Raw genomic sequence first — 8155 nt, 5'->3', positions numbered from 1 at the left:
GTGCGCCCTGCGGATGGGCAGGGCAATTTTCATCCGCGTTTGAATTCGTGGCGCCCGGTGCTACCGTCGTACTGTTGGTCGTGCCGGGGTCTACCGTGTTCGGCGAAGCCGGCGTATTTGGGTCGACGGTGACCGACTTGCCGCTGCCGCCGGATCCGTCGGTGCCGCTTGTGCCATTGCTCTGCGCCATGGCCGATGTCGCCAGGCCAATGGTGAGCGCCGAAGCTGCGAGGATTTTCATGAACATGGTTTGTCTCCATTGTCTGTGAACTCGTCGCGTAGCGACTGGTGGGACAACCTCGCGGCCTGGTGAAGGTTCCCGATAAATTCTCGCGCCGGCAGAGCCAACCGCTCCCGCCCTGGCGCAATGCTTTTGGCGCAGTGCGATAAAAAAACGGCTTTTCCTTCAACTCGAATGATGCTTTAAGGCGCACATCCACAGGGGTGCTCCGTACGGTCGGGGCTGAGACGGGGGCGGCAAGCCCACAGACCCTAGAAGCTGATCTGGGTAATACCAGCGGAGCGAGGCGGGCGATGTTTTCAGGCGCACAGATTTCCCTATATCCCATGACCGACGATTTCGTCGGTGTCATCCTTGGCGCGCTCGGTGCGCTCGATCCCTGGCGCGACAAACTCAGGATCGAGACCGACGACATCTCGACCTTGCTGGTCGGGCCGCCCGAAGTGCTGTTTCCTGCCATGCGCGACCTCTTCGTGGCGGCGGCACGCAGCGGCAAACATTGCGTGTTGTCGGCCACCATCTCGCGCGGCTGCCCGGGCGAGCCGGATGATCCGATCTGCCGCTCCGATGCGTTTGGCAGGCCCGTCGGGCCACTCGGCCCGCGTAAAGATGCGGCCGTCGCGGCGGTGCGCAATGCTGCTGCCACCGGCCAGCCGGCGGCGGCGCAGTTCTCGCTCTATGTGATGGGCACAGACGACCACATGGACGAGATCTACGGCTGCATAGACTTTCTCAAGCAGTCCGGCGTCTATGAGCGCTCCAAGCATTTCTGCACGAAACTGCGCGGTGACGCCGGTGCGATCTTTTCGGCGCTGGACGAGGCTTTCTGCCGTTTCGGACCGGGCGCTGGCCACGTAACCCTCGACGTCACGGTCTCGGCCAACAGCCCGTCGGCCGTCTGAAGCCGCGCCGCTCTCGCGGCCGTCAAAGGTTATCTCCCGTGGTCTCATCATCAGTCGCTTCGCGCCCGATCGCGAGCTTTCTCGTCAAGGCAATGCCGGCCATGATCTCGGCCGGTTTGCTCCTGATGGCGTGGGAGCTTTATGCCGCCTATTCCGGCATCAGGGCCACGATACTGCCGGCGCCGTCACGCGTCTTCGAGCAAGCGATGCTCAATCGCGAGGCGCTGGCCGACAATGCCGTTCCGACCATCCGTGCCACGCTTCTTGGCTTTGCCTGTTCGCTCAGCGCCGCCTTCGTGCTGTCGATGCTGGTCGACTTCTTCCAGCCGCTGCGGCGTGCGTTGTTTCCCGTCTTCATCGTCAGCCAGACCTTGCCGCTGGTGGCGGTCGCGCCGCTGGTGGTGCTGTGGTTCGGCTTCGGGCTGGCGCCCAAGATCATGCTGGTGGCGCTGGTCACCTTCTTTCCGATGCTGGTCGCATTGGTCGAAGGCTATGAGGCGACCGAGGCCGAGATCGGGCAAATGCTGCGCGCCATGGGGGCAGGGCGCTGGCGCATCTTCCTGCTCGCGCGACTGCCTTCGGCGCTGCCTTACTTCTTTGCCGGGTTGAGGATCTCCATCACCTATGCGGTGGTCGGCGCCATCTTCGCCGAGTATGCCGGTGCCGCAAAGGGACTGGGCATCTACATGCTCAATGCCAAGAACAATTTCCGTCCTGATCTGGTTCTTGCCGCCGTCGGTGTCAGCGCGGCGCTGACCCTTGTCCTGTTCGGGTTGACCGTGTTGCTGCAGCGTCTTGCCATGCCCTGGGAGCGAGCCGGCAGGGAAACTGCCGGGAAGGGGGCCTGGCGATGAGCCGGCTCGAACTGCGGCATGTGCACAAGGCGTTCGGTGGGCTCGACGTGCTGGCCGATATTTCGCTCAGCGTCGGCGCTGGTGAGTTCGTCTCGATCCTTGGACCCTCGGGTGCCGGCAAGTCGACGCTGTTCCAGCTTCTGACCGGCGCCGAGCATGGCGAGGGCGAGATGTTGTTCGACGGCGCGCGGCTCGACGACCACGGAAGGCACTTCGCCTTCATGCCGCAGCGCGACGCGCTGATGCCATGGCGGCGCATCCTCGACAACACGACGCTCGGGCTCGAAGTGCAAGGTATGAGGAGACAGGCGGCGCGGGCGCGCGTTGCGCCGTTGTTTGCCGAATTCGGGCTTGCCGGCTTCGAGCGGCATTTTCCCGCGCAGCTGTCCGGCGGCATGCGCCAGCGCGCGGCCTTGCTGCGCACCGTGGTGCAGGAGCGCGACATGCTCCTGCTCGACGAGCCGTTCGGCGCGCTCGATGCGCTGACCCGCACCGCCATGCAGCGCTGGCTCGAACAGATGTGGCGGCATCATCGCTGGACGGCGCTCTTGATCACCCATGACGTGCGCGAAGCCGTGTTCCTGTCCGACCGCATCTATGTGCTGTCGGCGCGCCCGGCCCGCATCGTGCGTGAAATCAGGGTGCCGTTGCCGCGCCCGCGCAGCCTTGGCGGCGATGCCGCGCGCCAGGCAAGCGCGCTCGAGGCCGAAATCCTCGACATCATCCTCAACCCCAATCCATCCAAAGGACACGATCATGACTGACTTGACGCGTCGGCAGGCCTTGTTGCTGACCCTTGCCACCGGCCTTCCCTTGATTGCCGGGACGGGTCGGGCTCGAGCACAATCGGCGGCACAAAAGGTCACCGTCGCCCTCGACTGGACGGTCAATACCAACCACATCGGACTGTTCGTCGCCCGCGACAAAGGGTTTTATCGCGAAGCCGGGCTCGAGGTCGACATCCTGCCCTACAGCGATACCGGTGCGGGCACGCTGGTCGCAAACCGCGTCGCCGATTTCGGCATCAACGGCACCATCAGCCTGTTCACCCAGAGAACCGCCGGGGCGGATCTGAAGGGCGTCTATGCGGTGGTGCAATCCGAAACAGGCCGCGTGGTCTTCAATGCGGCACGCAACGAGATCAAAAGCCCAAGAAGCCTCGACGGCTTGATCTATGGCGGCTTCGGCAGTGCCTGGGAAAACGCGCTGATATCGACCATCATCCGCCACGACGGCGGCAAGGGCAATTTCGAGACGGTGACGCTCGGCACCTCAGCCTATGAGGCGCTGGCCAATGGGTCGGTCGATTTCACGCTCGAAGTCTCGACCTGGGAGGGTGTCGAAGCCGAACTCAGGGGCGTCAAACAGCGCAGCTTCGTCTATGCCGATTATGGCGTGCCTGACGAGCACACGACGCTGATCTCTTCGAGCGAAGCCTATCTCCAGGCCAATCCCAAGCCTGCGGCCGACTTCGTTCAGGCGACGCGACGCGGCTACCAGTTCGCTGTCGACCACCCCGACGATGCGGCAACCCTGCTGATCGCTGCAAACAAGGATGCCTTGACCAATCCGGCGCTGATCCACGCCTCGCTGAAGGCATTGATCGACGGCCATTATCTACGCAGCCAAAGCGGGGCCATCGGGACGATGGATCCGGCCAAGATGGAAGCGATTGGCGACTATCTCTTCGCCTCCGGCATTTTGCGCGATTCCGACGGCAAGCTGGTTGCTCGACGCCCGGATTTCGGGAGCTATTTCCGCAACGACTATCTGAGCTAGTCTGGCAAAACCAAATGACATGGGTCGTCAGTCTTTCTGGGCGACCGCGTGGAGCAGGTCGTCTGGAAGTGGCGCCCTGGCTCCCCGACAGCCAGTTTAAGACCGATCTGATCTTGTTGATTAACTGCCCGGCAATGGTTGCGTGCAAAGGTCGCCCTGAGGGATCATTGGGGTGTTTGCATTGCTGATATCAAAAAGCGAGGCGCTTTCGCACGTGAGTGACGGCACGATTCTGTCCGCAGCCCGAAAGCGTGAGATCCTGGTGGATTTGCGCGAAGGTTTCTTTCGGATCTGCGCGCTGGCCTTCGCGGGCATGTTCGTCTACCGCGGCGTGTATCACCTGATGCTCGACCCGACGCGCATCAATGTGGCGCTGGTGGCGATTTCCGAGATCCTGACCTTTACCTGGCTGCTTCTGTCGCGTCGGCCGAAGGTTCGCGACTGGAACCCGCTCACGGTGGTTGTCTCCGTGATCGCCAGCTTCGGTGTCGGTTTCATCGACCTGGAGCCGGGCGTGGCCATCATCCCGGTCCATGTTGCGGCGCCGCTGCAGGCCCTGGCGTTGGGGTTCGTGATCTGGGGAAAGATATCGCTGGGGCGTTCTTTCGCCATTCTGCCGGGCAATCGCGGCGTGATGACAGGCGGTGCCTACCGCCTGGTACGGCATCCGATCTATGCCGGCTATCTTGCCGGCCATGTCCTGTTCCTGCTATCGGCCTTTTCCTTCTACAATCTAGCTGTCTACGCGGTGATCACCTTCTTCCAGGTGCACCGCATCCTGCGTGAAGAGGCGCTGCTGGCCGTCACGCCGGAGTATCGGGACTATATGAAGCGCGTCCACTACAGGCTGTTCTACGGCGTCGTTTGACAAGCGCCCCGGCGCGCAGCAACCACACTGGCAACGTTGATCGTCAATAGACCTGCGCATTGTTTGTGCAAACTAATATTACAACTTTATTATTTCAGAAATTTTGAGATATATATACCACACTTCAATTTCAGTATTCTCTCTGTGAAGCTGAAACTCACTACCTCGCGTAATTGCTTCTGCAATCGGCTTCTCGCCATCTCCGGCCGATCGGAAAGCCCGCCACACTGGTGGGCTTTCTGCGGTCCACAGGCGTGCCGGAATTAAATTCTGGTTGCCATCACCTGGATGGCTGTTCTGTTGCTGGCGTGACTTCTTCCGCGCGATGCCCGCCACAATCGCGGAACGGTAGGCCTTTGGAGCGCTCGTCTTTTGAACATCGCAGCTGCGACGTTCAATCCTACGGCGCCGGCTCCTATGGCGGCGGCGGCCTTGGGCTCGTGCTGCTCATTGTCATCGTGCTTGTCGTACTCGGGCGCATCTAGCCGAGTTATCGCCAACTGATCGCAATCTCGTGAGCGCCCCAATGTCGGCGTGCACCGGATTGTGATGCAGGCAAGCCGGCTTGTGATCCTGCACTCTGCAAAACTTTCGTATGGTCATTGCGGTCCACACCCCCCCCCGTGGAAACAAGAGGAGAGGGTCCCACCCCTTGTCCTCCTCCAAGGCCCGCTCCGGTTCACCGTAGCGGGCTTTTGCTTGCTGGCGAGGGAAAACCGGCTCGCATCAAACCCTATGGGCGAGGCGTTCAGATACTGGCGCCAGTCGACTACTCCATGTCAGGCACGTCACCGCTGACGAAGAGCGTGTTCGGCGGACCATATTCGCCCAGCGTCGGATCGGCCTCACGGCTCCAGGCGATGACGCCGGAATGCTTTGCCGTCAGAGCCCTGGCGGTGCGTATGGCGCGATCCTCGCTCTGCTGGTCGGCGGGTCCAAAGGCTGGGAACAACTCGCCATCCTCACCGCGATCGAACGCGACCACGACGATCAGCCTGGGATTTTTCTGGCCACTGGAATCGGACATCTTGCACCTTTGGCGCAGAACCTATCACATTGCTCGGGGTTGAAGGCCGCGAATCGATGAATGCCGACTTTGGGGAGTGGCATCGTGCAAGATCAGCGTTTCGATGAGCCGGTCAGGATTGCGCTCGGCCGATCGCGAAACTCGATCTTCAACGTGGAGCGGGTCGCTCAGGCTGCCGACATCCTGCTGAACCGCTGGCCGGTTGCGACCGGGCAAAAGCATATGGTTGCCCGCAAGGCCTGTCTGGCCGTGCTCGAGGGAAAGAAAGAAGTCTCGGCGGCAAGAGCGGCGTTCATCAACGCCGCTATCGAGGCGGACATCCTCGTCGAACCGCGTGAGGTGTCGATCCCGTAGCCTGCCCCTGGTGAAATTGAATCAGGATCTGGCTCCATCCCCTTGATGTAGCCTCTTTTTGGCGATCGCCGACCGGCTTTTCAGGGCTATTGACCTGCCTCTCGGCACGCCCTGCACGGTTATCCCGCACATTTCGCTGCCTGTTGGTCAGTCTTCGGCATCTGTTGACATAGCATCCGGGCCTCGGTATTGAACAGGATTATACAGGTTCATTGAACAGGTACCCTTATGAAGCGGCGCGCGGTTCAACTGTCTCCCGGCACGGGCAAGCCCGAGCAGATCGCCACCGTCCTCGAACATGAGATCCGTTCCGGCGTCCTCGGTTTCGGCGACCGCCTTCAAAGCGAGAACGAACTCGTCCAGCGCTTCTCCGTTAGCCGCAATACGGTCCGCAAAGGCCTCGAGGAACTGTCCAGCCGCGGGCTGATCACGACCAAGGTTGGTATCGGCTCGTTCGTCACCTTCGACGGCAAGCCGGTCGACGACTCGATCGGCTGGTCGCGCGCGCTGGCCGATGCCGGCGCCAATGCCGAGACGCGGACGCTGCGGCTGGAGGTCATCGAAGACCCCGATCTGGCTGCGCTGCTTGGCATCGAAAGCCCGTTCTTCATCGCCGTCGACCGGGTGCGCACCAACGCCAGCGACGGCCATGCGATCTCCATCGAGCGCAGCCGGTTGCCATTGTCCTCCGAGCTCGAGGACGTACCGTTGCGCGGATTGCGCGAGGGCTCGCTGCACCAGACGCTGCGCGTCGCCGGCCTCATTCCCGACCATGGCGAGGAATGGGTCGAGATCGAGATGCTCAATGCCGAGGATGCGGCCATCCTCGGCTGCCCGCAAGGCACGCCTTTCCTGCGTGGCCGCCGGCTGACGCGCGCCGCCGACGACCGGCCGATCGAGTACGTCACCAGCCTGCTCAATCCGGCGCATTTTGCGCTGCATATGAGGTTCTGAGCGATGTCGGATGCAACCAGCAAGGCTATTGACCGCGCCATGGGGGCGCTTGTCGGCGGAGCGCTGGGCGATGCGCTCGGCATGCCGACGCAGCTTTTGTCGCCGGTTCGCATTGCCGAACTTTACGGCCATGTCGAGGATTTCATCGAGCCTTTCCCGGATCATCCGGTGTCGAAGGGACTGGCCGCTGGCACCATCACCGACGATACCGAGCAGGCGTTGCTGCTCGGCCGCATCCTGGTCGAATCCGGCGACCGTTTCGACCATGCGCGCTGGGTCAATGCGCTGCTCGACTGGGAACGCGAGGTTAAGGCGCGTGGCAGCTATGACCTTTTGGGGCCATCGACCAAACGCGCCATCGACGCCATCAACAATGGTGTGCCGGCTGAGGAAGCGGGGCGCAGCGGCGACACCAATGGTGCGGCGATGCGTATCGCGCCGGTCGGCATCATGATGCCGCTCGAACCGTTGGAAGGGTTCGTCGGCAAGGTGGCTGAGACCTGCCGGGCCACGCACAACACCTCGATTGCCATCGCCTCCGCCGCTGCCGTTGCGGCAGCCGTCAGCCGCGGCGTCGCCGGCGGTGGCTGGCGCGACGCTTCCGCCAGCGCGGTCGCGGCGGCGAGGCGAGGGGCGACACTCGGACATTGGGTGACCGGCGGCGACATCGCCGCGCGCATCGTCTGGGCGCAAGACATCGTACACGGCAAGGCGATCAGGGATGCGATCCGGCTGATCACCGATCTGGTTGGCACCGGCGTCGCCAGCCAGGAATCCGTTCCGGCGGCCTTCGCCGTGCTGGAAGTCGCGCGTGGCGACCCATGGCAAGCAGCCGTCATCAGCGCCAATCTCGGCGGCGACACCGATACGATCGGCGCCATCGCTGCCGGCATGGCCGGCGCCTGCAGCGGTTTTTCCCGATTGCCGCAACAGCATATCGCCCGGCTTGTCGGCCTCGACATGTCGGAGGTTCGCGCGCTCGCCGCCGATCTCGTGGCAGCAAGGATGGCGAAAATCGGTTCCGGCAAGGACGCGGCGGAATGAGCGGCCGTCTCGTCCATGTCGGCAGTGCCGTGGTCGACTATGTCTACCGCATCGACGCCCTGCCGGCGCCCGGCATGGAAAAGACGGCATCGAGCTTTGCCCAGGTCGCCGGCGGCGGCTTCAACATGATGG

General features: G+C 62.6%; 11 protein-coding genes, 1 pseudogene and 1 riboswitch. Of the genes and pseudogenes, 10 read left to right on the top strand and 2 right to left on the bottom strand.

The window, feature by feature from the left end; genetic code table 11:
- On the bottom strand, positions 1 to 247 hold a 247-nt coding region (locus EN932_RS22870), incomplete at its 3' end, for a hypothetical protein (protein WP_128369090.1).
- A gap of 183 nt (positions 248 to 430) precedes the next feature.
- A riboswitch (TPP riboswitch) is annotated at positions 431 to 544 on the top strand.
- Between EN932_RS22870 and EN932_RS22865 the strand changes: the two genes are divergently transcribed.
- The 6 genes from EN932_RS22865 to EN932_RS22840 all read left to right on the top strand — a co-directional run bounded on the left by EN932_RS22865 (position 535) and on the right by EN932_RS22840 (position 5129).
- A complete protein-coding gene (locus EN932_RS22865) occupies positions 535 to 1143 on the top strand; it encodes a YkoF family thiamine/hydroxymethylpyrimidine-binding protein (RefSeq protein WP_127369708.1) in 609 nt (202 codons plus the stop codon). (Overlaps the previous riboswitch by 10 nt.)
- A gap of 92 nt (positions 1144 to 1235) precedes the next feature.
- Entirely contained in the window at positions 1236 to 1997 is a 762-nt protein-coding gene (locus EN932_RS22860) for an ABC transporter permease (protein ID WP_245465018.1), read from the top strand.
- The gene (locus EN932_RS22855; protein ID WP_063168554.1) at positions 1994 to 2761 is read left to right on the top strand and encodes an ABC transporter ATP-binding protein; all 768 of its coding nucleotides are present in this window, start codon (positions 1994 to 1996) and stop codon (positions 2759 to 2761) included. The genes EN932_RS22860 and EN932_RS22855 overlap by 4 nt, the downstream gene beginning before the upstream one ends.
- Positions 2754 to 3776: an ABC transporter substrate-binding protein gene (locus tag EN932_RS22850; protein ID WP_063168553.1), complete on the top strand. Its 1023-nt coding sequence runs from the start codon at positions 2754 to 2756 to the stop codon at positions 3774 to 3776. The genes EN932_RS22855 and EN932_RS22850 overlap by 8 nt, the downstream gene beginning before the upstream one ends.
- 214 nt (positions 3777 to 3990) lie before the next feature.
- On the top strand, positions 3991 to 4644 hold the full coding sequence (locus EN932_RS22845; protein ID WP_245465016.1) for an isoprenylcysteine carboxylmethyltransferase family protein: 654 nt from the start codon (positions 3991 to 3993) through the stop codon (positions 4642 to 4644).
- 230 nt (positions 4645 to 4874) lie between these two features.
- Positions 4875 to 5129: a DUF3309 family protein gene (locus EN932_RS22840; protein WP_348630084.1), complete on the top strand. Its 255-nt coding sequence runs from the start codon at positions 4875 to 4877 to the stop codon at positions 5127 to 5129.
- 284 nt (positions 5130 to 5413) lie between these two features.
- Here EN932_RS22840 and EN932_RS22835 read toward each other — a convergent pair whose 3' ends face one another.
- Positions 5414 to 5671, bottom strand: a complete 258-nt coding sequence (locus EN932_RS22835) for a hypothetical protein (RefSeq protein ID WP_013530800.1) — start codon at positions 5669 to 5671, stop codon at positions 5414 to 5416.
- Between the two features lie 84 nt (positions 5672 to 5755).
- Between EN932_RS22835 and EN932_RS22830 the strand changes: the two genes are divergently transcribed.
- From EN932_RS22830 to EN932_RS39750, 4 genes and pseudogenes are all read left to right on the top strand, one after another.
- Positions 5756 to 6025 (top strand): DUF982 domain-containing protein, encoded by a 270-nt coding sequence (locus EN932_RS22830; protein ID WP_013530801.1) that lies wholly within the window; start codon positions 5756 to 5758, stop codon positions 6023 to 6025.
- Positions 6026 to 6253: 228 nt separating this feature from the next.
- Positions 6254 to 6979 carry a GntR family transcriptional regulator gene (locus EN932_RS22825; RefSeq protein ID WP_013530802.1) on the top strand — a complete coding sequence of 242 codons (726 nt, stop codon included), beginning with the start codon at positions 6254 to 6256 and terminating at the stop codon, positions 6977 to 6979.
- Between the two features lie 3 nt (positions 6980 to 6982).
- Entirely contained in the window at positions 6983 to 8023 is a 1041-nt protein-coding gene (locus tag EN932_RS22820; RefSeq protein ID WP_013530803.1) for an ADP-ribosylglycohydrolase family protein, read from the top strand.
- Positions 8020 to 8155, top strand: a pseudogene (locus EN932_RS39750) (ribokinase); the annotation flags it as partial. The gene EN932_RS22820 and the pseudogene EN932_RS39750, both read left to right, overlap by 4 nt.

Source organism: Mesorhizobium sp. M7A.F.Ca.US.002.01.1.1, assembly GCF_004022955.1.
GTDB classification, from domain to species: Bacteria; Pseudomonadota; Alphaproteobacteria; order Rhizobiales; family Rhizobiaceae; genus Mesorhizobium; species Mesorhizobium ciceri.
Note: the sequence above shows the minus strand (reverse complement) of the source record. Positions and strands in the feature narration are given on the sequence as shown.

Coding starts and splice junctions, on each gene's coding strand:
- EN932_RS22865 (WP_127369708.1), top strand. CDS start 535: ATGTTTTCAGGCGCACAGATTTCCCTATATCCCATGACCGACGATTTC.
- EN932_RS22860 (WP_245465018.1), top strand. CDS start 1,236: ATGCCGGCCATGATCTCGGCCGGTTTGCTCCTGATGGCGTGGGAGCTT.
- EN932_RS22855 (WP_063168554.1), top strand. CDS start 1,994: ATGAGCCGGCTCGAACTGCGGCATGTGCACAAGGCGTTCGGTGGGCTC.
- EN932_RS22850 (WP_063168553.1), top strand. CDS start 2,754: ATGACTGACTTGACGCGTCGGCAGGCCTTGTTGCTGACCCTTGCCACC.
- EN932_RS22835 (WP_013530800.1), bottom strand. CDS start 5,671: ATGTCCGATTCCAGTGGCCAGAAAAATCCCAGGCTGATCGTCGTGGTC.
- EN932_RS22825 (WP_013530802.1), top strand. CDS start 6,254: ATGAAGCGGCGCGCGGTTCAACTGTCTCCCGGCACGGGCAAGCCCGAG.
- EN932_RS22820 (WP_013530803.1), top strand. CDS start 6,983: ATGTCGGATGCAACCAGCAAGGCTATTGACCGCGCCATGGGGGCGCTT.